General features: G+C 74.6%; 9 protein-coding genes. 3 read left to right on the top strand and 6 right to left on the bottom strand.

Going from position 1 to position 26,860, the window contains the following annotated elements; genetic code table 11:
• Positions 1-61: 61 nt before the first annotated feature.
• The 6 genes from HNR61_RS37695 to HNR61_RS37670 form a co-directional block, all read right to left on the bottom strand.
• Positions 62-736 (bottom strand): GNAT family N-acetyltransferase, encoded by a 675-nt coding sequence (locus HNR61_RS37695; protein ID WP_312898298.1) that lies wholly within the window; start codon positions 734-736, stop codon positions 62-64.
• Positions 729-938: an MbtH family protein gene (locus tag HNR61_RS37690; protein WP_067811133.1), complete on the bottom strand. Its 210-nt coding sequence runs from the start codon at positions 936-938 to the stop codon at positions 729-731. Before HNR61_RS37690 ends, HNR61_RS37695 begins: the two co-directional genes overlap by 8 nt.
• Positions 935-4,870, bottom strand: a complete 3,936-nt coding sequence (locus HNR61_RS37685) for a non-ribosomal peptide synthetase (RefSeq protein WP_182847904.1) — start codon at positions 4,868-4,870, stop codon at positions 935-937. The genes HNR61_RS37690 and HNR61_RS37685 overlap by 4 nt, the downstream gene beginning before the upstream one ends.
• Complete coding sequence (locus tag HNR61_RS37680; RefSeq protein ID WP_182847903.1) at positions 4,870-12,642, bottom strand: non-ribosomal peptide synthetase; 7,773 nt, start codon at positions 12,640-12,642, stop codon at positions 4,870-4,872. Before HNR61_RS37680 ends, HNR61_RS37685 begins: the two co-directional genes overlap by 1 nt.
• Entirely contained in the window at positions 12,639-22,313 is a 9,675-nt protein-coding gene (locus HNR61_RS37675) for a non-ribosomal peptide synthetase (RefSeq protein WP_182847902.1), read from the bottom strand. The genes HNR61_RS37680 and HNR61_RS37675 overlap by 4 nt, the downstream gene beginning before the upstream one ends.
• Positions 22,314-22,698: 385 nt before the next feature.
• Positions 22,699-24,210, bottom strand: a complete 1,512-nt coding sequence (locus tag HNR61_RS37670) for an amino acid adenylation domain-containing protein (RefSeq protein ID WP_182847901.1) — start codon at positions 24,208-24,210, stop codon at positions 22,699-22,701.
• A 317-nt stretch (positions 24,211-24,527) separates the two neighbouring features.
• On the opposite strand from HNR61_RS37670, the gene sbnA reads away from it, so the two are divergent.
• From sbnA to HNR61_RS37655, 3 genes are read left to right on the top strand one after another with little or no spacing between them, the layout of a single operon-like run.
• Positions 24,528-25,514 (top strand): 2,3-diaminopropionate biosynthesis protein SbnA, encoded by a 987-nt coding sequence (gene sbnA, locus HNR61_RS37665; protein ID WP_182847900.1) that lies wholly within the window; start codon positions 24,528-24,530, stop codon positions 25,512-25,514.
• A gap of 29 nt (positions 25,515-25,543) precedes the next feature.
• Positions 25,544-26,566, top strand: a complete 1,023-nt coding sequence (sbnB, locus tag HNR61_RS37660; protein ID WP_182847899.1) for a 2,3-diaminopropionate biosynthesis protein SbnB — start codon at positions 25,544-25,546, stop codon at positions 26,564-26,566.
• A gap of 58 nt (positions 26,567-26,624) precedes the next feature.
• Positions 26,625-26,858, top strand: coding sequence for a hypothetical protein (locus HNR61_RS37655; RefSeq protein ID WP_182847898.1), 234 nt, complete (start codon positions 26,625-26,627; stop codon positions 26,856-26,858).
• The last annotated feature ends 2 nt before the right edge of the window (positions 26,859-26,860 follow it).

The raw sequence follows: 26,860 nt of genomic DNA, 5'->3' as shown, positions 1-26,860 counted from the left end.
CTGGGCCGGGGAATGTCAGTCGGGGGCGTGCGCGTGGTCTTGTGAGGGGCGGGTGGGCACGTCATGGAATCAGTTCTTCCTCCTTGTCGGTTCGAGCGTCGCTCCGGGGGGCGGTCCGGGGGTCGTGCGGGAGCGGCCAGGGGGCCAGCCGGGGGTCGGGGACGAGCTTGGGCCCGGTCCGCTCGGCGGAGACCTCGAAGCCGCGCCGCCGGTAGTTGGCCAGCGCGTTCGGGTGGTCCAACGTACTGGTCCGCAACCACACGCGGGTGGCGGGGCCGGTGTGCTCGGCCCACAGCCGGCCGCGCCGCCAGGCGCGGCGGACGCACTGTTCGACCAGGTAGCCGCCGTGTCCCCGGCCGACGAACGCCGGGGTCAGCCCGACCAGGTGGATCTCGGTGTCGCCGGAGCGCTGGGCCTCGATCTCGAAGAAGCCCGCGACGGTCCCCTCGGCCATCACGATCCAGGTGCCCAGTTCGGGGCGTTCCACCCAGGCGCGCCAGTCGTCGTGGGACCAGGTGAACCGGTCGGTCCAGCAGACCCGGGCGCCGACCGCCGCGTACAGCGCGCGGTTGAGGTCGGGGGACGGCACCCGGGCCAGGGTGAAGGCCATCTCCACCGGGGGCAGCGGCGCGGGCCGCAGGTCGGCCGGGTCGCGCATCTCCATCACCCACTCGGTGACGGCGGGGACCTCCAGGGGCGGGGACGCCGTCGTCCCCGCCGCCCCGGTCCTACTCACCCATCGCCTCGATCAGGCTCTTGGGTCGCATGTCGGTCCAGTTCTCGTTGATGAAGTCCACGCAGGCCCGCCGGGTGTCCTCGGCCTTGGCGACGCTCCACCCGGCGGGGACCTCGGCGAACGACGGCCACAGCGAGTACTGGCCCTCGTCGTTGACGAGGACGGTGTAGGTGGCCTCGGGGTCCTCGAACGGGTTCGTCATCGGTGTTCCTTCCGGGTCGGGGGGTCGGGTCGGTGGCGCGGCGGGCGGAGCCCGTCGAGGCGGGCGGCCAGGACCGCGCCCATCGCGGCGACGGGTCCGGGTTCCATCAGGTGGTGGTGCTCCACGTCCAGGGGATGGTCCTCGATGTCGCCGTCCACCAGGGGGCCCCAGTTGGCGCGGGCGGTGGGCGTGCCGGGGGCGCGGTCCCGCAGGGCGGTGAAGAACAGCAGGTCGCCGCGGAACGGGCCGGGGCGGTACCCCTCGGCCTGGCGGACGCCGTTGGCGTAGTTGCGGTAGACGTTGACCAGGGCGTTCTCGTCGAGGGTGGCCAGGGCGTCGCCGCGGGCGGCGAGCACGCCCATGATCTGTTCGAGGTCGGGGTGGCCGTCGGGGTCGAGCATGGTGGCGTCCACGCCGATGCCCTGGAGGAGCTCGGGCAGCACGTCGCGCTTCCCGGAGTCCAGGTCGAGGCCGTGGTAGGAGTCGATCAGGGTGAGCAGCGCGACCCGCTCGCCGTCCCTCTGGAGGCGGGTGGCCATCTCGTAGGCGATGAGGCCGCCGAGGGACCAGCCCGCCAGATGGTAGGGGCCGTGCGGCTGGACGGCGCGGATCTGCGCGAGGTAGTCCTCGGCCATCTCCTCGACGGAGCCGGGCAGCTCGTCCTGGGTGAACGCGCGGGCCTGGAGTCCGTAGAGCGGCTGGTCGGGGCCCAGGTGCCGCTGGAACCGGAAGTACGGCCAGGCCAGGCCGCCCGCCGGGTGGACGAGGAACAGCGGCGGGCGCGTCCCGGTGGCGCGGATCGGCAGCAGGACGTCGAAGCCCGGGTCGGCGGGGGCGTCGGCGCGCAGCAGCGCCTCGACGGTCTGGCCGGTGAAGACCTGGCGGGGCGTGAGGTCGATGCCGCTCCGCCGGGCCAGGGCGCACAGCTTGAGCGCGGTGACGCTGTCGCCGCCCAGGTCGAAGAAGCTGACGTCGGCGCCGACCCGGTCCAGGCCGAGGACCTGCGCGAACAGCCCGCACAGGGTCTCCTCCGCGGGGGTGGCCGGGTCGCGGCCGAGGGCGGCCTCGTCGAACGCGGGGGCGGGCAGCGCGGCGCGGTCCAGCTTGCCGGTCGGGCCGGTCGGCAGCGTCTCCAGCGGGACGAACGCCGACGGCACCATGTACTCGGGCAGCCGGTCGGCCAGGTGGCGGCGCAGCGCCGCGGGGTCGGCCGGGGCGGCGGGGACGACATAGGCGACCAGGCGTTTCGCGCCGGGGGTGTCCTCACGGGCCAGGACGGCGGCGTTCGCCACGGCGGGGTGGTCGGCGAGGGCCGCCTCGATCTCGCCGAGCTCGACGCGGAAGCCCCGGATCTTCACCTGGAGGTCGGCGCGGTCGACGTACTCCAGGACGCCGCTCTCGGTCCAGCGCATCAGGTCGCCGGTGCGGTACATGCGTTCGCCGGGCTTGCCGAACGGGTCGGCGACGAACCGTTCGGCGGTCAGGGCGGGGCGGTCCAGGTAGCCGCGGCCGGTGCCGGGCCCGGCGATGTACGCCTCGCCGACCACGCCGGGCGGGACGGGCTGGAGGCCCGCGTCCAGCAGGTAGACGCGCATCCCGGCGCAGGGGCGGCCGAGCGGGGTGCCGTTGCCGGGCGCGGCGAGCGGGCCGCGCATCCCGAGGAGGGTGGCGAAGGTGGTGCACTCGGTGGGGCCGTAGACGTGGCCGACCTCGGTGCCGGGGCAGGCCGCCAGGACCTTGCGCATCGCCGCCGCCGAGCCCGCCTCGCCGCCGGTCAGCACCTCGGCGAGGGGCGCGAACGCGTGCGGGCGTTCCTCGGCGACCAGGTTGAACAGGGTGGTGGTGAGGAACAGGCCGGTGACCCGCTCGTCCCGGACGGTCCGTTCGAGGACGTCGGCGTCGACGCGGCCGGGCGGGGCGACGACGACGGTGCCGCCCGCGAGGAGGGGCACCCAGATCTCGTAGGTGGAGGCGTCGAACGCGTGCGGGGAGTGCATCAGGACGCGGTCGTGCGCGCCGTCGCGCAGCCGCGGGTCGTCGGCCAGCGCGACCACGTCGCGGTGGCGGATCATCACGCCCTTGGGGACGCCGGTCGAGCCGGAGGTGAACATCACGTAGGCGGTCTGGTCGGGATGCGCGGGGACGCCGGGATCGGTCGCGTCGCCGCTGACGTCGGTGACGGCGGTGACGTCGACGATCCGCGCGGCGGTGGTGAGGGCGGCGGCGCGGGGCGCGGTGGCGGCGTCCACGAGCAGGACGGGGGCGGACACCTCGTCGATCGCCCATCGGACGCGGTCGTCGGGGTAGCTGTGGTGGATCGGCGCGTAGGCGCCGCCCGCCTTGAGGATCGCGAGGGTCGCGACGACGACCTCGGCGGAGCGGTCCAGCAGCGTCGCCACGCGGGTCTCGCGGGTGACGCCGAGGGCGGCCAGGCGGCGGGCCAGGCGGTTGGCGCGGGCGTCGAGCTCGGCGAACGTGATCGGCGCGCCCGCGGCGCGGATCGCGACGGCGTCCGGGCGTTCGGCGGCCAGGCGCGCGAAGCGGCCGGTGACGGTGTCGGGCGACAGGCCGGTGTCGGCGCCCTGCCAGGCGGTGAGGAGGCGGTCGCGTTCGGCGCCGTCGAGGACGTCGATCGCGGCGAGCGGGGCGCCGGGGCGGTGGGCGAGCGTCTCCAGGACGGCGGTGAGCCGGTCGGCGAGGCGTTCGGCGGCGGCGGCCGGGTACAGGTCGGCGCGGTGGTCCAGGCGCAGCGCCAGGCGGCGGCCGGGGACGGCGGCCAGCGCCAGGGGGTAGTGGGAGGCGTCGTAGCCGTCGTGCGGGCGGATCGTGAGGCCGCCGAGGTCGGTCCCGGCGGCGTCCGGGTCGAACGGGTAGTTCTCCAGCACCGTCATCGTGTCGAACAGCGTGCCGACGCCCGACAGCCGCTGGATGTCGGCGAGCCCGACGTGGTGGTGGGCCATCAGGTCGGCCTGCTCGGACTGGAGGCGGGTCAGCGCGGCGGCCGCGGTGTCGGCGGGGCGGACGCGGACCCGGACCGGGATCGTGTTGATGAACAGGCCGATCATCCGCTCGACGCCCGGCAGCTCGGGCGGGCGGCCCGACACCGCCGCGCCGAACACCACGTCGGTGCGGCCGGTGAGGCGGCCGAGCAGCACGCCCCAGGCGAGCTGGAGGACGGTGTTGAGGGTGACGCCGTGCGCGCGGGCGCGGTCCTGGAGCGCGGCGGTCAGGTCCGCGGGCAGCAGGCGGCGGACGCGGCCGGGCGCGGCGGCGCCGGGCCCGGCCGCGCCGGGGGCGACGAGGGTGGGTTCGTCGACGCCGCGCAGCGCGCGCCGCCAGGCGTCCTCGGCGGCGGCGCGGTCCTGCCGGGACAGCCACGCCAGGTAGTTCTTGTAGGGGGTGGCGCGCGGCATGCCGGTGTCGTCGCCGCCCGCCAGGTACAGCGCGAGCAGCTCGGTCTGGAGCACCGGGGTGGACCAGCCGTCCAGCAGGATGTGGTGGTTGGTGAACACCATCCGGTGCCGGTCGTCGGCCATCCTCACCAGCACGAAGCGCAGCAGCGGCGGCCGGGCCGGGTCGAAGGGGGTGGCGCGCTCCCGGTCGGCGATCTCGGTGGCGCGGGCCTCGCGTTCGGCCTCGGGGAGGGCCGACAGGTCGATGTCCTGCCAGGGCGGTTTCACCTGGCGGTGGACGACCTGGACGGGGGTGCCCTCCTTGCGCTGGCGGAACCCGGCGCGCAGGTTGGCGTGGCGGCGCAGCAGGGTGGCGGCGGCCCGGCGCAGGGCGGCGGTGTCCAGCGGGCCTTCGAGGTCGAAGACGACCTGCGCGGTGTAGACGTCGTCGCCGTACAGGGCGTGGAAGAACAGGCCCTGCTGGAGCGGCGACAGCGGCCAGACGTCCTCGAGCTGCGACTGCTTCCTCTGCTCCGCCATCAGCCGGGCTCCCCTTCGCCGTCGAAGCCGTCGTCGAAGCCGTCGTCGAGTTCGGCGGCCAGTTCGTCGATCTCGTCCTGGTCCAGGTCCACCAGGGTCAGGTCGGAGGGGGTGAAGCCGCCGACGGGCCCGGCGCCGTCGCCGGTGACGTGCGCGACCAGGCCGCGCAGGGCGGCGGCCCAGCGGCCGGCCAGGTCGGTGAGGTCGGCCTCGTCGAACAGCGCGTCCGCCCACGTCCACACGGCGGTCAGCTCGGGGCCGGTGGGCAGGTCGCGGGTGTGGGCGTTCATCTCGATCGCGTGGACCAGGCCGAGGGCGTCGTCCTGGCCGCCCGCCAGCGCGGCCGGGTCGGCCGGGGACCAGTCGGCGGCGTCCCCGGCGGCGGCGCGGCCCAGGTAGTTGAACGCGATCTGCGGGCGGGGGCGCGGTCCGACCGTGCCCGCGACGTGGCGGAGCAGGCCGTGGCCGACGCCGTTGTCGGGGATCTCGCGGAGCTGCTCCTTGATCCGCTTGAGCGCGGTGCCGACGGCCGGTCCGCCGGAGTCCGCCTCGGCCCAGTCGACGCCGCCCGCGTCCAGGCGGACCGGGTGGATCGAGGTGAACCAGCCGACCGTGCGCGACAGGTCCACGCCGGGGACGATCTCCTCGCGGCCGTGGCCCTCCAGGTCCACCAGGACGGCGGTGTCGTCGGCGATCCCGCGGGCGCGCCGCCACTCAGCGACGGCCAGTGCCAGGGCGGTGAGCAGGGCGTCGTTGACGCGGCCGTGGAACGCGGCGGGCACGTCGGTCAGCAGCGGCCCGGTGATCTCGGGGGGCAGCGTGATGGTGTGGTGGCGGGCGGTGCCGAACGTGTCGGCCGCCGGGTCCAGCGGGCGCGTGCCGAGGAGCGGGTCGGGGGTGGCGAGGATGTCGTTCCACAGCGCCGTCTCGGCGGCGCGGGCCGGGTCGGAGGCGGCGGCGGTCAGGCGCTGCGCCCAGCGGCGGAAGGAGGTCCCGACCGGCTGGAGCCCTCCCCCGGCCCAGGCGGTCACCAGGTCGGGCAGCAGGATCCGCCACGACACCCCGTCCACGACCAGGTGGTGGAGGGTGAGCAGGAGGCGGCCGGAGTCCTCGTCGCCCGCGTCGAACCAGACGAGCTGCGCCATGACGCCGTTCGCCGGGTCGAGGCGGCGGCGCGCGGCCAGGGACTCGTCGTGGAGGACCCGGTCGAGGGCGTCGCCGGTGAGGCCGGTGACGTCCACGCGGCGGACCAGCGGGGCGGCGTCGACGGTGCCGGGCTCGGTGATCTCGAACGTCCACTCCGGGGTGGAGCGGTCGACGCGGAGCCGCAGCATGTCGTGGTGGTCGATGACCTTCCGGAGCGCGGCGGCGAGCCGGTCCGCGCCGAGCGCGGGCGGGACCCGCAGCAGCATCCGCTGGCTGTAGTCGTCCACCGGGCCGGTCAGCTCCTGGAACCACCGCATGATCGGGGTGGCGGGGACGACGCCGACGGCCGTTCCCGGGGCCTCGGCCTCGATCTCCTCGCCCTCGCCGGCGGGCCGGGCGGCGGCGGCCAGCTCCGCGACGGTCTGGTGCTGGAACACATCACGAGGCGTGATGACCAGACCCGACTGACGGGCCCGCGACACCAACTGGATCGCGATGATCGAATCACCGCCCAGATCAAAGAACCCGTCCTCCGCACCCACCCGCTCCAAACCCAGAACCTCCGCGAACAGCGCCGCGAGAATCTCCTCCTCCGGAGTGCGCGGAGCCCGGGAGGAGGCGTGGGTGGACAGGTCGGGTGCGGGGAGCGCCTTGCGGTCGAGCTTGCCGTTGGAGGTCAGGGGCAGCGCGTCGAGCGGGACGACGGCGGCCGGGACCATGTGGTCCGGCAGCGTCCGGTTCGCGAAGCGGCGCAGTGCGGCCGGGTCGATCTCCGCGCCGTCGGCGGGCACGGCGTAGGCGAGCATCCGCCGGTCGCGGACGACGACGGCGACGTCGGCCACCGAGTCGTGGCGGGCGAGGGCCGCCTCGACCTCGCCGGGCTCGATGCGGAAGCCGCGCAACTGGACCTGCTGGTCGGAACGGCCCAGGTACTCCAGGCGGCCGTCGCGACGCCAACGCCCGAGGTCGCCGGTGCGGTACATGCGCTCACCGGACCTGGAGAACGGGTTCGCGACGAAGCGTTCGGCGGTGAGACCGGGACGGCCGAGGTAGCCGCGCGCCAGGCCCGCGCCCGCCACGTACAGCTCGCCGACCACTCCGGGAGGGACCGGCTGGAGATGGCCGTCGAGCACGTAGACGCGCAGGTCGGGGATACCGACACCGATGACGCTGCCGGAGGCGGTAGCCGCAGAGGCGCGGTCCAGGGCGAGGTACGACACGTGGACCGTGGTCTCGGTGATGCCGTACATGTTGACGAGGGTCGGGGCGTCCTCCGGATGCCGCGTGTACCAGTCCTCCAGGCGGCCCAGCTCCAGGGCCTCGCCACCGAAGACGATGTAGCGCAGGGCCAGGTCCAGGCCGGGATTGTCCCGGTCGGCCGCCATGAGCTGGTAGAAGGCCGACGGCGTCTGGTTCAGCACCGTGACCTTCTCCGCCGCCAGCAGCCGCAGGAAGTCCTCAGGCGAGCGGGAGGTCAGGTAAGGAACCACGACCAGGCGGCCGCCGTACAGCAGGGAACCCCACAGCTCCCACACCGAGAAATCGAACGCATACGAGTGGAACAACGTCCACACATCATCCGGCCCGAAGTCGAACCACTGCTCCGTGGACCGCAGCAGCCGCACCACGTTCTGGTGCGGGACCACCACGCCCTTGGGACGCCCCGTCGAACCGGACGTGTAGATCACGTACGCGGGATGCTCGGGACGCAGCGGACGGACGCGGTCGGCGTCGGTCGGGTCGGTGTCCAGGTGGCCGAGCCGCTCGGCCTCCTCCATCAGGAGGCGTTCGATCGTGTCGGGCAGGACGGCGGCGGCCTCGCGCGTGCTGATGGCGAGCACGGGTTCGGCGTCGTCGAGCATGTAGGCGATGCGGTCGGCCGGGTAGTCGGGGTCGATGGGGACGTAGGCCGCGCCCGCCTTCAGCACCGCCAGCACCGCCACGACCAGCTCGACCGAACGCGGCAGCGCCAGCGCCACGAACCGCTCCGGGCCGACGCCGTGTTCGATGAGCAGGTGGGCGAGGCGGTTGGCGCGGGCCTCCAGCTCGCCGTAGCTGAGGGTCGTGCCCTCGAACGTGACCGCCGGGGACGCGGCGTGCGCCGTCACCACCGCTTCGAAGATCTCGGGGAGGGTGGTGCTCGCGTCCACGGTCGCGGTGCCGCCCGCCCAGGTGCGCAGGATCGTGCGGCGTTCGGCGCGGTCGAGGATCTCGGCGGTGCCGATGGGCGCGTCGGGGGCGTCGGCGAGTTCGCGCAGCAGGCGCTGGAAGCGGGCCGCGAGGGAGGCGGCGGTGCCGGCGTCGAACAGGTCGAGCGCGTACTCCAGCCCGGCGTCGATCCCGGCGGGGGCGCCGTCGGCGTCGTGGCGTTCCTCCAGGTGGAGGGAGAGGTCGTACTTGGCCGTGCCGGACGGCAGGGGTTGCGCGCCGCCGGTGAGGCCGTCGAGTTCGAGTTTCGCCTCGGGGTTGTTCTGGAACGTCAGCGCGACCTGGAACAGCGGGTGGCGGGCCATGGAGCGGGCCGGGTTCAGCACCTCCACCAGGCGTTCGAAGGGGAGGTCCTGGTGGGCGTAGGCGGCCAGGTCGGTCTCCCGGACCCGCGCGACCAGCTCCCGGAACGTCGGGTCGCCGCTGGTGTCGGTACGCAGGACCAGCATGTTGACGAACATGCCGACCAGGTCGTCCAGTGCCTCGTCGGTGCGGCCCGCGATCGGGGAGCCGATCGGGATGTCGGTGCCCGCGCCGAGCCGGGTGAGCAGCGCGGCGTAGGCGGCCTGCATGACCATGAACAGGCTCGCGCCGGTCTCGCGGGCCAGCGCGAGCAGCGCCCGGTGGAGGTCGGGGTCCAGCTGGAACGGGACCGTGCCGCCGCGGTGGCCCACCTCGGCGGGGCGGGGCCGGTCGGTGGGCAGTTCGAGCCGGTCGGGGAGCCCGGCCAGGGCGTCGCGCCAGAACGCGATCTGCTTCGAGACCAGGCTGTCGGGATCGTCCTCGGAACCGAACAGCTCGCGCTGCCAGAGCGTGTAGTCGGCGTACTGCACCGGCAACGGCGCCCAGTCCGGGGCACGGCCCTCGGCACGGGCGGCGTAGGCGGTGACCACATCGCGGGCCAGTGGCGCCAGGGACCAGCCGTCCCCGGCGATGTGGTGCAGGACCAGCAGCAGGACGTGCCGATCCTCCCCCAGCCGGAACAGCCGGGCGCGCAGCGGGGGCTCCACCGACAGGTCGAAGCCCCGGCCGGCCTCGGCGGCCAGCTCCGCCGGCAGGCGGGTCTCGTCGGTGGCGGTGACCGGCAGGCGCGGCCGGGCGGTGGCCGGGTCGAGGACGAGCTGCCGGGCGGTGCCGGAGGCGTCGGGGAAGACCGTGCGCAGGGTCTCGTGGCGGGCCACCACGTCGGCGAGCGCGGTTGCGAGGGCGGCGGCGTCGAGCGCGCCGTCCAGGCGGAGCGCGGCGGGCATGACGAACGTCGCCGACGGCCCCTCGAACCGGTTGAGGAACCACAGGCGCTGCTGCGCGTACGACAGCGGGACGACGTCGGGGCGTTCGGCGCGGGTCAGCGGCGGGCGGACGGTCCCGGCGGCCCGCTCCTCGTGGCGGGCGACGCGTTCGGCGAGGCCCGCGACCGTGGGGGCCTCGAACAGGGCGCGGACCGGCAGCTCCACGCCGAGCGCCGACCGGATCCGGCTGATCAGGCGGGTCGCGACCAGCGAGTCCCCGCCCAGGTCGAAGAAGCCGTCGTCGACGCCGACCCTCGCGACGCCGAGGGCCTCGGCGAACAGCCCGCACAGGATCTCCTCCCGCGGGGAGCGCGGGGCGCGGGACACGGTCGCGGCGACGCCGGGCTCCGGCAGCGCGTCCCGGTCGAGCTTGCCGTTGACCGTCAGCGGCAGCGCCTCCAGCGCGGTGATCGCCGGGACCATGTGGTCCGGCAGCCGCGCGGCGGCGTACCGGCGCAGGGCCGCGACGTCCACGGTGGCGGGGACGACGTAGGCCGCGAGCCGGCCGTCGCGGGCGACCACGGCGGCCTGGGCGACGCCCTCGAAGCGGGCGAGCACGTCCTGGATCTCGCCGGGCTCGACGCGGAACCCGCGGATCTTCACCTGGTCGTCGACGCGGCCCAGGTGCTCGATCGCGCCGTCGGCGGTCCACCGGGCCAGGTCGCCGGTGCGGTACATGCGGTCGCCGGGCGCGCCGAACGGGTCGGCGACGAAGCGTTCGGCGGTCAGGTCGGGGCGGTCCAGGTAGCCGCGCGCGAGCTGGACGCCCGCCAAATACAGCTCGCCGGGCACCCCGACCGGCGCGGGCTGGAGCGCGGCGTCGAGGACGTAGGCGCGGGTGTTGCGGTGCGGGGAGCCGATCGCCGGGCGCCCGGTCGCCGTGACCGGCTGGTTCATGGTGTCGATGGTCGACTCGGTGGGTCCGTAGAAGTTGCGGACCGCGGTCCCCTCCAGGGCGCGCAGGTCGTCCCAGAGCGCGCCGTCGATCGCCTCGCCGCCGAGCAGCAGGTGGGAGGGGCGGTGCCCGGCGGTGAGCAGGCCCGCCTCGCGCAGCGCCCGGAAGTGGGAGGGGGTGACGTTCACCAGGTCGACGCGGGCGGTGTCGACGTACCGGGCGAACGCGGCCACGTCGCGGCGCGTCCCGTCGTCGATCAGGTGCAGCTCGTGGCCGTGGAACATCCACAGCAGGCCCATCCAGGAGGTGTCGAACGAGAACGACGCCAGGTGCGCGAACCGCAGCCGCCGTCCCCCGGCCTCGGCGACCGCGGGTTCGAAGAACGTCGCGCGGTGCGCCTCGTAGTAGTTGAGGACCCCGGCGTGCGGGACGACGACGCCCTTGGGGCGGCCCGTCGATCCCGACGTGTAGATCACGTAGGCGGCGTTGTCGCCGGTCACCGGGCGGACCCGGTCGGCGTCGGTGGGGTCGCGGTCCGGGCGGCCGGGGGCGGCCGCGACACCGTCGGCGCCGATCACCAGGGCGGGCGCGGCGTCGGCGAGCATCGCGGCGATCCGGTCGGCCGGGTGGTCGGGGTCGACCGGCACGTACGCCGCGCCCGCCTTGTGCACCGCGAGGATGGCGGTGACGAGGTCGGGGGTGCGGGGCAGGACGAGGGCGACGCGGTCCTCCGCGCCGATCCCGCGCGCGATGAGCTCGTGGGCCAGGCGGTTGGCGCGGGCGTTCAGCTCGGCGTAGGTGAGGCGCCGGTCCCCCGCGACCAGGGCGACGGCGTCGGGGGTGGCGGCGGCCCGGCGTTCCCACAGGTCGGTGAGGGTGCCGGTGGGGAGGTCGGCGGTGGTGGCGTTCCAGGCGTCCAGGCGGGCGCGTTCGGCGCCGTCGGTGAGGACGACCGCTCCGGCGGGCCGCGCGGAGTCCTCGGCGAACGCCTCCAGGAAGCGCCGCGCCCGCGCCAGCAGCGCCTGCGCGACGTCACGCTCGTAGACGTCGGGGCGGTAGTGCAGGCGCAGCGACAGCTCGTCGCCGGGGATCGCCACGAACGACAGGGGGAAGTGGGTGGCGTCGTAGGACTCGAAGCCGGTGACGCGGAGGCCGTTCAGCGACCCGCCGGTGGCGTCGGGGTCGAACGGGTAGTTCTCCAGCACCGTCATCGTGTCGAACAGCGCGCCGTTGTGCCCGGCGGCCCTCTGGACGTCGGTGAGGCCGAGGTGGTGGTGCGGCAGCAGTGCGGTCTGCTCGTCCTGGAGGCGTTCCAGCAGCCCGCCCAGGGACTCGCCGGGCCGGTGCCGCACGCGGACCGGGATGGTGTTGATGAACAGGCCGATCATCTGCTCGACGCCGGGCAGCTCGGGCGGGCGGCCGGAGACGGCCGCGCCGAACACCACGTCGTCGCGGCCCAGCGTCCGGCCCAGCGTCAGGCCCCACGCGGCCTGGAGCACGGTGGACAGGGTCGCGCCGTGGCGGCGGGCGGCGCGGGACAGCCGCTTCGTCAGCCGCGCGTCCAGGGTGGTGGCGGTCCGGGCGGGCGGCACGGGCGGGCGGCCCGCCGCCTCGGGGGCGACCAGGCTCGGCCCGTCGACGCCGTCCAGGGCGCGCCGCCAGGCGTCCTCGGCGGCGGCGCGGTCCTGCCGGGACAGCCACGCCAGGTAGCTCTTGTAGGGGGTGACGCGCGGGAAGCCGGTGTCGTCGCCGCCCGCCAGGTAGAGCGCGAACAGCTCGGTCGCCAGCACCGGCGTGGACCAGCCGTCCAGCAGGATGTGGTGGTTGGTGAGGATCAGCCGGTGGCGGTCCGGGGCGGTCCGCACCAGGGCGAACCGCAGCAGCGGCGGCTTGGTGAGGTCGAACGGGCGGGCGCGTTCCCGGGCCACGACCGCGTCGGCCTCGGCCTCCGACGCGACCGTGACCTCCTCCCACGGCGGCTCGACGCCGCGCGGGACGACCTGGACGGGCCGCGACAGGTCCTCGTGCCAGAACGCGGCCCGCAGGTTGGAGTGCCGCCGCAGCAGGGTCGTGGCGGCGGTCCGCAGCGCGGCGGCGTCGAGCGGGCCCTCCAGCTCCAGCGCGATCTGCGCGGTGTAGACGTCGGCGTCGGCGTCGTCGAACAGCGCGTGGAAGAAGAACCCCTGCTGCAACGGCGACAGCGGCAGGATGTCCTCCAGGTCCCCCCGGTTCACTGGTGCTTCCTCCACGCGTCCTGAAGTTTGTCGATCTCGGTCTGGTCCAGGTCGACCAGCAGGTCCGACGGGGTGAAGCCGCCCACCGGGCCGGTGCCGTCGCCGCCGTCCACGACGTGCGCGACCAGGCCGCGCAGCGCGGTGGCCCAGTGTCCGGCCAGGGCCCGCACCCCGTCCTCGGCCAGCAGGCCGTCCGGCCAGGTCCAGGTCGCCGACAGCACCGGGCCGCCGGCCCGGTCCCGGGTGATCGCGTTGATCTCCAGGGCGTGGGCCATCGGCAGCCGCGGGTCCTCCCCGGCCGGGGGCTCCTCGGGGGCGAGCGTCCAGTCGCCGTCGCCGGGCGCGGCCCCGGCGGGGATCCGGCCGAGGTAGTTGAACGCGATCTGCGCGGGCGGCGCCTCGGCGAGCTCCTCGGCGGCCTCCCGGTCGAGGTGGCGCAGCAGGCCGTAGCCGACGCCGTCGCCCGGCACGGCGCGGAGCTGCTCCTTGACCTTCTTCAGGGCGGTCCCGGCGGCCGCGCCGCCCGCGGCGGCCTCGGCCCAGTCGGCGGTCCCGGCGTCCAGGCGGACCGGGTGGATCGAGGTGAACCAGCCGACCGTGCGCGACAGGTCCACGCCCGGCACCGCGTCCCCGCGTCCGTGGCCCTCCAGGTCCACCAGCACGCCGGTGCCGCGTCCGCCGCGCGTCCTCCGCCAGTGCGCGACGGCGAGGGCGAGGCCGGTGAGCAGGGCGTCGTTGACGCGGCCGTGGAACGCGGCGGGCACGTCGGTCAGCAGCGGCCCGGTGACGTCGGCGGGCAGCTCCAGGGTGAGGGAGCGGGCGCGGGCCGCGACGTCCACGCGGGGGTCGAGGGCGCGGTCGCCGAGCGGCGCGTTCGGGCCGTCCACGATGTCGAGCCAGGTGTCGAGCTCGGCGGTGCGGGCCGGGTCGGAGGCGGCGGCGGTGAGGCGCTGCGCCCAGCGGCGGAAGGAGGTCCCGACCGGCGGGAGCCCTCCCCCGGCCCAGGCGGTCACCAGGTCGGGCAGCAGGATCCGCCACGACACCCCGTCCACGACCAGGTGGTGCAGCAGGACGAGCAGGCGGCCCTGGGCGTCGCCCGCGTCGAGCCAGACGAGCCGCGCCATGACGCCGTTGACGGGGTCGAGGCGGTCGCGGGCGGCGGCGGCCTGCTCGGCGACGACGTCGGCGAGCTTGTCGGCGTCCAGGCCCGCGACGTCCACGCGGGTCACCAGGTCCTCGACGGAGACGGCCGGGCGGACCACCGGCTGCCACCGGTCGCCGTCGACGTCCAGGCGCAGCCGCAGCGCGTCATGGTGGTCCACGACCTTCTGGAACGCGTCCGCGAGCGCCTCCAGGCCGAGCCCGGCGGGGGTGCGCAGCACCGTCGCCTGGTGGAACCCGGCGATCAGGTCGGCGTCACCGCCGGCGCGGTCCCGCAGCCAGGCGACGATCGGCGTGACCGGGACGGGGCCGACGGCCGTTCCCGGGGGTTCGGCCTCGATCTCCTCGCCCTCGCCGGCGGGTCGGGCGGCGGCGGCCAGCTCCGCGACGGTCTGATGCTGGAACACATCACGAGGCGTGATGACCAGACCCGACTGACGGGCCCGCGACACCAACTGGATCGCGATGATCGAATCACCGCCCAGATCAAAGAACCCGTCCTCCGCACCCACCCGCTCCAAACCCAGAACCTCCGCGAACAGCGCCGCGAGAATCTCCTCCTCCGGAGTGCGCGGAGCCCGGGAGGAGGCGTGGGTGGACAGGTCGGGTGCGGGGAGCGCCTTGCGGTCGAGCTTGCCGTTGACGGTCAGCGGCAGCGCGTCGAGGGCCGTGAACACCGCCGGGACCATGTGGTCGGGGAGGCGTCCGGCCAGGTGGCGGCGGAGCGCGGCCGGGTCGTGGTCGTCGGCGACGACATAGGCGACCAGGCGTCTGACGCCGGGAACGTCCTCGCGGACGACGACGGCGGCGTCGGAGACCGCGTCGTGCGCGACGAGCGCCGATTCGATCTCGCCGGGCTCGATGCGGAAGCCGCGCAACTGGACCTGCTGGTCGGAACGGCCCAGATACTCCAGGCGGCCGCCCGGCAGCCAGCGGCCGAGGTCGCCGGTGCGGTACATGCGCTCACCGGACCTGGAGAACGGGTTCGCGACGAAGCGTTCGGCGGTGAGACCGGGACGGCCGAGGTAGCCGCGCGCCAGGCCCGCGCCCGCCACGTACAGCTCGCCGACCACTCCGGGAGGGACCGGCTGGAGATGGCCGTCGAGCACGTAGACGCGCAGGTCGGGGATGCCGACGCCGATCATGCTGCCGGAGGCGGTGGCGGCGGAGGCGCGGTCCAGGGCGAGGTACGACACGTGGACCGTGGTCTCGGTGATGCCGTACATGTTGACCAGCACCGGAGCGTCGTCGGCGTGACGGGAGTACCAGTCCTCCAGGCGGCCCAGCTCCAGCGCCTCCCCGCCGAAGACGACGTAGCGCAGGGCCAGGTCCAGGCCGGGATTGTCCCGGTCGGCCGCCATGAGCTGGTAGAAGGCCGACGGCGTCTGGTTCAGCACCGTGACCTTCTCCGCCGCCAGCAGCCGCAGGAAGTCCTCAGGCGAACGACTCGTCAGATACGGCACCACCACCAGGCGACCGCCGTACAGAAGGGAACCCCACAGCTCCCACACCGAGAAGTCGAACGCATACGAGTGGAACAACGTCCACACATCATCCGGCCCGAAGTCGAACCACTGCTCCGTGGACCGCAGCAGCCGCACCACGTTCTGGTGCGGGACCACCACGCCCTTGGGGCGACCGGTCGAACCGGACGTGTAGATCACGTACGCGGGGTGCCCGGGGTCGAGCGGGCGGACGCGGTCGGCGTCGGTGAGGTCGGTGTCCAGGTAGGCCGCGTGCGCGTCGTCCTCCAGCAGGACGCGCGGCAGGTCCTCGGGCAGCGCCCCGCCCGCCGCGCCCGTGGTGATCGCGATCACCGGCCCGGCGTCGTCGAGCATGAGGGCGGTGCGGTCGGCCGGGTGGTCCGGGTCGATGGGGACGTAGGCCGCGCCCGCCTTCAGCACCGCCAGCACCGCCACGACCAGCTCGACCGAACGCGGCAGCGCCAGCGCCACGAACCCCTCGGGGCCGATCTCGCGGGCGGCCAGGTAGCGGGCCAGGCGGTTGGCGCGGGCGTTCAGCTCGCCGTAGGTGAGGGTGGTGCCCTCGAACGTGACCGCCGGGGCGTCCGGCCGTTCCGCCGCCCGCGCCTCGAACAGGGCCGGGAGCGTCGCCCGAGTGGCGGCGCCGCCGCCGGGCAGGGCCGTGCCGCCCGCCCACTCGTCCAGGATGGTGGCGCGTTCGGCGGGGTCGAGGACGTCGGCCGCGCCGATCCGGGCGTCCGGGTCCTCCAGCAGGGCCGTCAGGTGGCGCGTGAACCGCTCCGCCAGCGCGGCGGCGGTCGCCGGGTCGTACAGGTCGAGCGCGTACTCCAGTTCCCCGGCGAGTCCGTCGTCGGTCTCGGTGAGGACCATCAGCAGGTCGAAGCGGGACACCCCGGCGTGCAGCGGTTCGGCCCGCGCGGTGAAGCCGGGGAGTTCGAGCCGGGCCTCGGGGTTGTTCTGGAAGGTCAGGCCGACCTGGAACAGGGGGTGGCGGCCCAGGTGGCGCGGCGGGTTCAGCACCTCCACCAGGCGTTCGAACGGGACGTCCTGGTGGGCGTAGGCGGCCAGGTCGGTCTCCCGGACCCGCGCGACCAGCTCCCGGAACGTCGGGTCGCCGCTGGTGTCGGTACGGAAGACCAGCATGTTGACGAACATGCCGACCAGGTCGTCCAAGGCCTCATCGGTGCGGCCCGCGATCGGCGAGCCGATCGGGATGTCGGTGCCCGCGCCCAGGCGGGTGAGCAGCGCGGCGAACGCGGCCTGCGCGACCATGAACGGGCTCGCGCCGGTCTCCCGGGCGACCTCGTCCAGCCGGGCCCGGACGCCGGCGGGCAGGGTGAAGCGGGTGGTGCCGCCGCGGTGGCTCGCCTCGGCGGGGCGGGGCCGGTCGGTCGGCAGGTCCAGTTCCTCGGGGAGCCCGGCCAGGGCGTCGCGCCAGAACGCGATCTGCTTCGAGACCAGGCTGCCGGGATCGTCCTCGGAACCGAACAGCTCCTGCTGCCAGAGCGTGTAGTCGGCGTACTGCACCGGCAACGGCGCCCAGTCCGGGGCACGGCCCTCGGCACGGGCGGCGTAGGCGGTGACCACATCGCGGGCCAGTGGCGCCAGGGACCAGCCGTCCCCGGCGATGTGGTGCATCAGCAGCAGCGCCACGTGCTCGTCGCCGCCGAGCCGGTACAGGTGGGCGCGGATCGGGGGTTCGGCGGAGATGTCGAACGCGTACCCGGCGGCCATGCCCAGGTGCGCGGGCAGTTCGGCGGCGGTGGTGTCGGTGACGTGGAGTTCGGGGCGGGCGGCGGCCGGGTCCAGGAGGTGCTGGCGCGGCACTCCCCCGCTGTCGGGGAGGATCGTGCGCAGCGACTCGTGGCGGGCGACGACGTCGCCGAGCGCGGCCTGGAGGGCGCCGGCGTCGAGCGCGCCGGTGACGCGCAGCGCGAGCGGCATGTTGTAGGTGGCCGACGGGCCCTCGAAGCGGTTGAGGAACCACAGCCGGTTCTGCGCGTAGGACACCGGCAGCGGGTCGGGGCGGTCGCGCGGCTCCAGCGCCGGGCGGCCGCGTCCGGTCCCCGCCTCGCCCAGCAGCGCGGCGAGGGCGGCGACGGTCGGGGCCTCGAACAGCGCGCGGACCGGCAGCTCGACCGCCAGGACGCGGCGGACGCGGCTGACGACCCGCATGGCGATCAGCGAGTTGCCGCCGAGCGCGAAGAAGTCGTCGTCGATCCCGACGCGGTCCAGGCCGAGCAGGTCGGCGAAGACGGCGGCGACGGCCCGCTCGCGTTCGTCGCGGGGGGCGCGGTGGGCGGCGCGCGGCGCGGTGATCTCAGGTCGGGGCAGCGCCTTGACGTCGACCTTGCCGTTGGGGGTCAGCGGCATCTCGTCGAGCAGCACGACGGCGGCCGGGACCATCGACTCGGGCAGGTGGGCGCGGACGTGGGCGCGCAGCTCCTCGGGGTCGGCCGTCCGGCCGGGCTTGGCGACGACGTAGGCGACCAGGCGTTTGACGGTGGCGTCGGCGGCGGGCGCGGGGGTGATCGGGACGGGCGCCGCGGTGCGGTGCTCCTCGATGCCGGGCAGGTCCAGGCCGGTGACGGTGACCGCGCCGCGCGACGCCACGGCCGCCTCCAGGACCCGCCGGTACCAGGCCGCGAACCGTTCGACGGTCGTGGAATCGAACAGGTCGCGGGCGTACTCGACGGTCCCGGCCAGGCCGCCGGAGCCGTCGCGCGGCTCCTCCAGCAGGAACTCCAGGTCGAACTTGGCGACCCCGGCGTCCACCGGCTCGACCTCGACGGTCAGGCCGGGCAGCTCGACGCTCGCCATCGGGTTGTTCTGCAGGGTCAGCATGACCTGGAACAGGGGGTGGCGGCCCAGGTGGCGCGGCGGGTTCAGCACCTCCACCAGGCGCTCGAACGGGACGTCCTGGTGGGCGTGGGCGGCCAGGTCCGTGTCGCGGACGCGGGCCAGCAGCTCGGCGAACGCGGGGTCGCCGCCGGTGTCGGTGCGCAGGACCAGGGTGTTGACGAACACGCCGACCAGGTCGTCCAGGGCCTCGTCGGTGCGGCCCGCGACCGGCGACCCGATCGGGATGTCGGTGCCCGCGCCCAGGCGCGTGAGCAGCGCGGCCAGCGCGGCCTGGAGCACCATGAACAGGCTGACCTGGTGGTCGCGGGCCAGCGCGGTCAGGTCCCGGTGCAGTTCCGGCGGCAGCGTGAACGCGACCTGGCCGCCCCGGTGGGAGGCGCGGTCGGGGCGCGGCCGGTCGGTCGGCAGCGGCGTCTGGTCGGGCAGGCCGGACAGGGCCCGCCGCCAGTGGGCGATCTGGCGGGCGGCCAGGCTGTCCGGGTCGTCCTCGTCGCCGAGCAGCGCGCGCTGCCAGAGGGCGTAGTCGGCGTACTGGACCGGCAGCGGCGCCCAGTCGGGGGCGCGGCCCTCGCGGCGGGCCAGGTAGGCGGTGATGACGTCGCGGGCGAGCGGGGCCAGGGACCAGCCGTCGCCCGCGATGTGGTGCAGGACCAGCAGCAGCAGGTGCTCGTCGGGGCCGAGCCGGTACAGGTGGGCGCGGATCGGCAGGTCGGTGGCCAGGTCGAAGCCGCGGGTGGCGTCCGCGAACAGCGCGCCGCGCACGTCCCCGGCGACGACCTCGCCGGCCAGCAGCGGCGGGTCGGCGTCCCCGGGGTCCAGGACGCGCTGCGCCGGCGCGCCGTCCACCTCGTCGAACAGCGTCCGCAGCGGCTCGTGCCGGGCCACGACGTCGCGGAGCGCGGCGCGCACCGCGCCGGGATCGATCTCGCCGGTGAGGCGCAGCGGGATCGGCATGTTGTAGGTGGCGGTCGGCCCTTCGAGGCGGTTCAGGAACCACAGGCGTTCCTGGGCGTGGGACACCGGCAGCGGGTCGGGGCGCGCGGCCGGGGCCAGCGCGGGGCGGACCGGTCCGGTCCCGGCCGCGACGTGCTCGGCGAGCCCGGCGACGGTCGGGGCCTCGAACAGCGCGCGCACCGGCAGCTCGGCGCCCAGCGCGGCGCGGGCGCGCGCCACCACGCGGGTGGCCTTCAGCGAGTCGCCGCCGAGGTCGAAGAAGTCGTCGTCGATGCCGACGCGCGGCAGCCCCAGCACCTCCGCGACGATCCCGCACAGGATCTCCTCGCGGTCGTCGCGCGGGCCGCGTCCGGTGGCGGCGGCGAACACCGGCTCGGGCAGCGCCCCCCGGTCCAGCTTCCCGGCCGGGTTCAGCGGCAGCTCCGGCAGCACCATGATCGCGGAGGGGACCATGTACTCGGGCAGCGTCCGGCCGGCGTGGGCGCGCAGCGCCGCCGGGTCCAGGGCGTCGGCGGGGACGCCGCCCGCCGGGACGGCGTAGGCGACCAGCGCGGTGTCGCCCGCGGCGTCCCGGCGGGCGGCGACCACGCACTGCCCCACACCGGGGTGGCCGGTGAGGGCGGCCTCGATCTCGCCGAGCTCGATGCGGAACCCGCGGACCTTCACCTGGTGGTCCAAGCGGCCCAGGTACTCCAGCTCGCCGCCGTCGTTCCAGCGGACCAGGTCGCCGGTGCGGTACATGCGTTCGCCGGGCGCGCCGAACGGGCACGCCACGAACCGTTCGGCGGTCAGGTCGGGGCGGTCCAGGTAGCCGCGCGCCAGGCCGGGCGTCGCCAGGTACAGCTCGCCGGGGACGCCGGCGGGGACGGGGCGCAGCGCCTCGTCCAGCACGTAGGCGCGCACGTTGCGCATGGGGCCGCCCATCGGCGCGCGGGCGTCGGGGTTCCCGTCGTCGAACCAGTCGGTGACGATGACGGTCGTCTCGGTGGGGCCGTAGATGTTGGAGACGCGCGCGTGCGGGGCGAGGGCGCGCAGGTCCCGCAGCAGGCGGGGCGGCAGGGCCTCGCCGCCGAGGGCGATGTCGCCGACGTCGAGCTTGAGGCCGCCGCGCGCCAGCGTCGCGGCCATCGCCGACGGCACCGCGGCGACCATGGTGCCGCGCCAGCCGCCGCGGTCGGCGAGTTCCAGCAGGTCGCGCACCACCTCGACGCAGCCGCCGGCGGTGAGCGGGACGATCCACTCGATCACCGAGACGTCGAAGTTGAGGGAGCTGGCGAACAGCACCCGGCCGAGGCGCTCGGGCGGGTAGTCGGCGACGATGGAGGCGGCGAAGTCCACGACGTTGGCGTGGGTGACGACCACGCCCTTGGGGCGGCCGGTGGACCCGGAGGTGAAGATGACGTAGGCCGGGTTGTCCGGGCGCAGGGGGCGGACCCGGTCGGCGTCGGTGACGTTCCCGCCGGGGACGCCGGTCAGGTCCAGGGCGTCCAGCTCGACGCGGCGGGCGGTGCCGGGCAGGTCGGCGCCGCCGCTGGTGATCACGCAGGCGGGGGCGGCGTCCGCCAGCATCATCGCCACGCGGTCGGGCGGGTAGGACGGGTCGACCGGCTGGTAGGCCGCGCCCGCCTTGAGGATCGCCAGCGCCGCCACCAGCAGGTCGGCGTCGCGGGGCAGGGCCAGGCCGACGAAGTCCTCGGGGCCGACGCCGAGGCCGATCAGGTGGCGGGCCAGCCGGTTGGCGCGGGCGTTCAGCTCGGCGTAGGTCAGCTCGGTGTCGCCCGCGACGACGGCGGTCGCGTCCGGGGTTCGGGCGGCCTGCGCCTCGATCAGGTCGGGGAGGACGGCGGGCGGGACGTCCAGGGCGGTGTCGTTCCACTCGCGCAGGACGCGGCGGCGTTCGGCGTCGTCGAGCAGCCCCACCTCGCGCAGCGGCGTGGCCGGGTCGGCGTCGGCGAGGGCGCGCAGGAAGCGGATGTAGCGGTCCTGGTGCCCGGCGACCTGGGACGCGGTGTACAGGTCGGGGTGGGCCTCGAAGTCGACGCGCAGGCCGTTGCCGTCGAGGTTGTCGTAGATGTTGACGGCCAGGTCGTCGATCGGGCCGATGGTGAGGGCGTGCATGCGGCCCGGTGTCCCGGCGAAGTCCAGCCGGTAGTCGAACGCCATGATGTTGACGACCGGGCCGTACAGGCGGTGCTGCCGGTCGCCCAGCAGCTTCAGGTCGCGCAGCAGGTCCTCGCGGCGGTACCGCTGGTGGCGCAGGGCGCGGGCGGAGGCGCGGGTGACGGTGCGGACCAGCTCCTCGACCGTCATGTCGGGGCGGACCTCGACGCGCAGCGGCAGGATCGATGACATCATCGCCGGGGTCTCGCGCGCCAGCCGCGTGGTGCGGCCGGTGACGGCCAGGCCGAGGATGACGTCCCGGGTGCCGGTCATGCCCGCCACGTAGGCGGCGGTCGCGGCGATCGCCAGGCCCGGGGTGGCGGTGCGCAGCCGGCGCGACCCGGCGGCCAGGGCCTCGGTCTGCTCCGGCGGGACGGTGACGGTGCGGGCGAGGTGGTCGATGGTCGGCGGCGCCGTGCCCTCGGCGAGGCCGACCGCCACCGGCCGGTCGGCGAACCGTTCGGTCCAGTAGGCGCGGTCCCGTTCGAACCTCTCCGACGCGCGGTACCCGGCCTCCTCGGCGAGCAGCGCCCGGTAGTCGCCGAGCCTGGTCGGCTCGTACTCGCCGCCGCCGGCCAGGGTCGTGTAGAGCTCGGCGGCGCGGTGGCTGAGGATCGGGCCGCAGAAGCCGTCCTGGAGGATATGGTGCGAGCGGATCCACCACCAGTGGTGGTCCTCGGCCAGGCGCAGCAGGGCGGTGCGGTACAGGCGCTCGCCGTCCAGCGGCAGCGGCTCGGCCATCCGCGCGTCGATCCAGGCGCGGGCGGCGGCGCGCGGGTCGGCGGCGTCGCCCAGGTCGACCAGCGGAATGGTCGCGTGCGGTTCCAGGAATTGCTGGACGGCCATTCCGTCGCGTTCGACGAGGCGGACGTGCATCGCCTCCAGCTCGTGGGAGGCGATCCGCGCCACCCGGTCCAGCAGCCCGTGGTCGACCGGCCCCTCGATCTCGATGTAGAGCCCGATATGGATCGGCGTCTCCGGCGTCAGTTGCTGCGCGTACCAGACGCTCTGCTGGGCGGCGGAGAGAGGAACGAACTCGGAGGACGACATCAACAGCACTTTCCCGGTCGGAGGGGGTTTCGGCGATGCCCGGGAGCGGGGCCGTTCCGGTGGCCCGGGGCGCGGGAAAAGAAGACGGAACTGCGAACTCCGGGCCGCTGCGGTCCCCTTTCCCCCCCGTCCCTCTCCGAATCGTGCCGCGCGCACGCGACCGGCGGCCCGTGTGGCTACTCGGCGGTAGCGGAGCCACAGTTAACCAGCCCGTCACATGCCTCGCAATCCCCCCGAAAGTAGAAGTTGAACCCGCGCATTACTCACGCGCGTGACAAAGGATCACCAGAGGGCGGGCGGCATGTCGGGATCGACGCTCGGCCGGTGACAAAGGTTGACGACCGAACCCGGCCAACGCGATTACGGAGGGTGATATCAGGCGCTGTCAGGCCGGATAGTCGTGGACCACGACGGCGGCCGCGCCGACCGCCGGGTGGCGTTGCAGGACCGCCTCGATCTCGCCCAGCTCCATGCGGACCCCGGAGATCTTCACCTGCCGGTCGACGCGGCCCAGGTACTGGAGCGTGGGCCGGGGGTCCCCGCCCGCGCCGGGCGGCAGCAGGCGGACGGCGTCGCCGGTGCGGTACAGGCGGCCGGTCGGGGTCGCCCCGAACGGGTCCTGGAAGAACGCGTCGCGGGTGCGCTCGTGGTCGCCCAGGTAGCCCCGGCCGACGCAGACGCCGCCGACGAACAGCTCGCCGGTCTCGTCGATGTCGCACGCCGCCCAGGTGCCGTCGTCCTCCTCGCGCAACACGTAGAGCCGGGTGTTGACGACCGGCACCCCGATCGGCAGGCGCAGCAGCTCCAGGTCGCCGGCGGTCACGGTGTGGTGGGTGACGTCGTCGGAGCACTCGGTGGGACCGTAGGCGTTGAGCAGGCGGGCGTGCGGCATGGCCGCCAGCCAGCGGCGCGACAGCTCGGTGGGCAGCTCCTCGCCGGTGGCGATCATCCAGCGCAGGCACGACAGCGAGCCCTCGGGGGCGTGCGGCAGGTCGTCCAGCAGGTGGCGGACCATGGTCGGGACCAGCTCGACGACGGTGGTCCCCCGCTCGTCGACCGCGCGGGCGAACGCCACCGGGTCGTGCGCCACCTCGTCGCCGACCACGTCGACCCGGCCGCCGACCAGCAGCGGGCACAGCATCTGCCAGACCGAGATGTCGAAGCCGAGCGGGGCGGTCTGGGCGACGGCGTCCGCGCCGGTCAGCCCCAGGTCCACGATCTTGGCGTGCAGATGGTTGACCATGCCCTGGTGCTCGACGACCGCGCCCTTGGGGCGGCCGGTGGAGCCGGAGGTGAACAGCACGTAGCGGGGCTGGTCCAGGGAGTCCAGGCGCGGATCGCCCGGCCAGGGGTCCAGGGCGTCCGCCTCCCGGACCGGGACCACGCGCACCCGCGCCGCGGCGGCGCCCTCCAGCAGCGCCGGGGCGGGTTCGCCCTCGTCCACGGCGAGCAGGAGCGTCGCGCCCGCCTGGGCGAGGACGTCGCGGACGCGCCCGGCGGGCCAGGTCTCGTCGGCGGGCACGTACACCGCGCCGACCAGCTCGATCGCCAGGAACGCCGCGACCACGGCGGCGCGGCGGGCGCCGCCGACGCCGACGACGGTGCCGGGCGCGACGCCCTCGCGTTCCAGCAGGGCGGCGACGCGGCGGGCCTCGGCCGCCAGCTCCCCGTAGGTGAGGGAGCGCGTCGCGTCGGTGACGGCGGGACGGTCGCGCTCGGCGGCGAACCGCTCCACGCGGGTGATGACGGGATCGGCCAGGTCGACCTCGCGGGCGCTGCTCATGCCGTGCCGCGCGGCCAGCTCCCGGGCGCGCCCGACCTCGGCGGCGGGGACCGGCAGCACCGGCAGCCCGTCGCGGGTCAGCAGCCGTTCGCCGACGGGTCCGCGAGCGTTCATGTTCACTCTCCGTGATGCGAAACTGATCGACCGTCATCGCCGAATAGGCGGGCGGCTCAGCTTATGTCCGCCCTCGCCGTAAGCGGACGAGAATCATCGCATAGCGTCCTACTAGCTGGTAAGTAGGGGGTTGCGGGGCGACATGCCCGAAGGTACCGTGATGCTCCGCCACGGTTCGGCCAACGGTCCGGCGGCGAACTTCGGAGCAGACGGGGGAACGGCCGCAAATTGTTTTCCGGATATTCTCCGGCACTCCGGAGAATGGACGACCGCGTTTTCCCGGAAACGGCCATTGGCATTCGTTCGAGGATGGCAGCGTGCCCATCATAAACTCGCCGCTGGAATTCAATGTCGAGGACCTGTACGTCGATCTGCGGCCGGTTCTCGGCCCGCCGCTGTTCCTCAAGTGCGAGGGGTTCAACTTCGCCGGTTCGGTGAAGCTGAAGGCCGCCGTCGCGATGGTCGCCGCCGCCGAGCGCGACGGGCGGCTGGCCCCCGGCGCGACGATCATCGAGTCGTCGTCGGGGAATCTCGGCGTCGCCCTGTCGATCATCGCCGCGAGCCGGGGCTACCGGTTCGTGTGCGTCACCGACCCGCGCTGCAACCCCGCCTCGGTGCGGGTGATGCGGGCCCTCGGCGCCGAGGTGCGGGTCATCACCCGGCCCGACGGCAACGGCGGTTTCCTGGAGAGCCGCATCCGGTACGTGCGGGGCCTGGTGGAGTCCGGCGGGTACGTGTGGCTGAACCAGTACGCCAACCCCGCCAACTGGCTCGCGCACTACGAGGGCACCGCGCCCGCGATCGACAAGGCGTTCCCCGACCTCGACGTCCTGTTCGTCGGCGCGGGCACCACCGGGACGCTGATGGGATGCGCGCGGTACTTCCGCGAGCACGGGCGGCCGGTCACCGTGGTCGCGGTCGACGCGGTGGGGTCGGTGACGTTCGGCGGCATCCCCGAGCGCCGCATGGTGCCCGGCCTCGGCACCTCCGCCCGGCCGGAGCTGGTCGACGAGTCGTTCATCGACGACGTGGTGCACGTCCCGGAGGGCGACACGATCCGCACCGTGCACGCGCTGGCCGCCAAGGGCTTCCTGTTCGGCGGCTCGACCGGCACGGTCGTGGCGGGCGCGGCGCGCTGGCTGGCCGAGCACCGCCCCGGCGCGCGGCCCGTCGCCGTCGCCCTCGCCCCCGACCTCGGCGAACGCTACCTGGACTCCATCTACGAGGAGAACTGGCTGCGCGAGAACTTCGCCGGGCTGGTCGGCCAACTGCCCGTCCCGGGCGCCGGCGTCCGCGGCGCCTGATCACCCCCGACACCCCACGGAGCCATGCCATGCCCCAGCCGTCGTTCGCCGTGATCTCCGGAGCCCAGGTCCACGAGGCCGTCCACGGGCGCGAGGAGCGGGTCACCGCGATCGTCGAGGCGGCCTACCGGCTGCACGGCGAGGGCCTGACGGTCAACCCCGACTCCTACTTCCTGCGCTTCCCCGACCGCCCCTCCGACCGGATCATCGCGCTGCCCGCGTCGGTCGGGGGCGAGGTGAACGTGCACGGCATGAAGTGGATCTCCTCGTTCCCCGGCAACGTCGCGGACGGCATCCCGCGCGCCTCGGCCGTGCTGATCCTCAACGACGCCGAGACCGGCTACCCGTTCGCGTGCCTGGAGAGCTCCATCATCTCGGCGGCCCGCACCGCCGCCTCCGCCGCGCTGGCCGCCGCGCGCCTGGCGGACGCCCGCGGCGACCGGCCCCGCCGGGCCGGTTTCCTCGGCGCCGGGCTGATCGCGCGCTACGTCCGCACCTACCTGGCGGCCAACGGCTTCGCGTTCGACGAGCTGCACGTCCACGACCTGTCGCGGGAGCACGCCGAGGGGTTCCGGGACTACCTGGAGCGCGCCGGGAAGGGCGAGGTCACGATCCACGACGCGCCCGAGCCGTTGATCCGCGCCTGCGACCTCGTCGCGTTCGCGACGGTGGCGGGCGAGCCGCACGTGACCGACCCGGCGTGGTTCGCCCACAACCCCCTGGTCCTGCACGTGTCGCTGCGCGACCTCTCCCCCGAGATCATCCTGTCGTCGTGCAACGTCGTCGACGACGTCGAGCACTGCCTGAAGGCCGGCACCTCCCCGCACCTGGCCGAGCAGCGGGTCGGCCACCGCGACTTCGTGGACGGCACCCTGTACGACGTGCTGACCGGCCGGGTCACTCCCCCGGCGGACCGGCCGGTGGTCTTCTCGCCGTTCGGGCTGGGCGTGCTGGACCTCGCGGTGGCCAAGTACGTGTACGACCGGGTCGCCGCCACGGGCGGGCTCCAGGAGGTCCCGGGCTTCTTCCACGAGATGAGGCGCTACGGCTGAGGCCGCGTCCCGGGGGCGCCGAGGGTAGGGACGCCCCCGTTCGGGGAACGCCGCCCGCATGGACAACGAACGCGACGACGTGCAGTCGCTCACCGACTTCGAGCTCCAGGTCTACGAGACGGTCGCGGAGATCGACAAGGGCGGCGGCGCCGCCGACATCGACACGCTGAGAACGCTGATCGACCGGCCGGAGGAGGACATCTGGGCGGCCCTGAGCCGCCTGGTCTCGGCCGACCACCTGCACTCCACCGCGAAGGGCTACGTCCTGGGCCCCCACGACTGGTCGGCCTGACC

It is taken from the genome of Actinomadura kijaniata, assembly GCF_014138665.1.
Taxonomy (GTDB): domain Bacteria; phylum Actinomycetota; class Actinomycetes; order Streptosporangiales; family Streptosporangiaceae; genus Spirillospora; species Spirillospora kijaniata.
The sequence above is the reverse complement of the archived record's forward strand: the minus strand, read 5'-3'. Positions and strand labels throughout refer to the sequence as shown.

Bases quoted from the DNA above. Each gene is read 5' to 3' on its own strand.
- HNR61_RS37690 (WP_067811133.1), bottom strand. From the start codon at position 938: ATGACGAACCCGTTCGAGGACCCCGAGGCCACCTACACCGTCCTCGTC.
- HNR61_RS37685 (WP_182847904.1), bottom strand. From the start codon at position 4,870: ATGGCGGAGCAGAGGAAGCAGTCGCAGCTCGAGGACGTCTGGCCGCTG.
- HNR61_RS37675 (WP_182847902.1), bottom strand. From the start codon at position 22,313: ATGTCGTCCTCCGAGTTCGTTCCTCTCTCCGCCGCCCAGCAGAGCGTC.
- HNR61_RS37670 (WP_182847901.1), bottom strand. From the start codon at position 24,210: ATGAACGCTCGCGGACCCGTCGGCGAACGGCTGCTGACCCGCGACGGG.
- sbnB (WP_182847899.1), top strand. From the start codon at position 25,544: ATGCCCCAGCCGTCGTTCGCCGTGATCTCCGGAGCCCAGGTCCACGAG.
- HNR61_RS37655 (WP_182847898.1), top strand. From the start codon at position 26,625: ATGGACAACGAACGCGACGACGTGCAGTCGCTCACCGACTTCGAGCTC.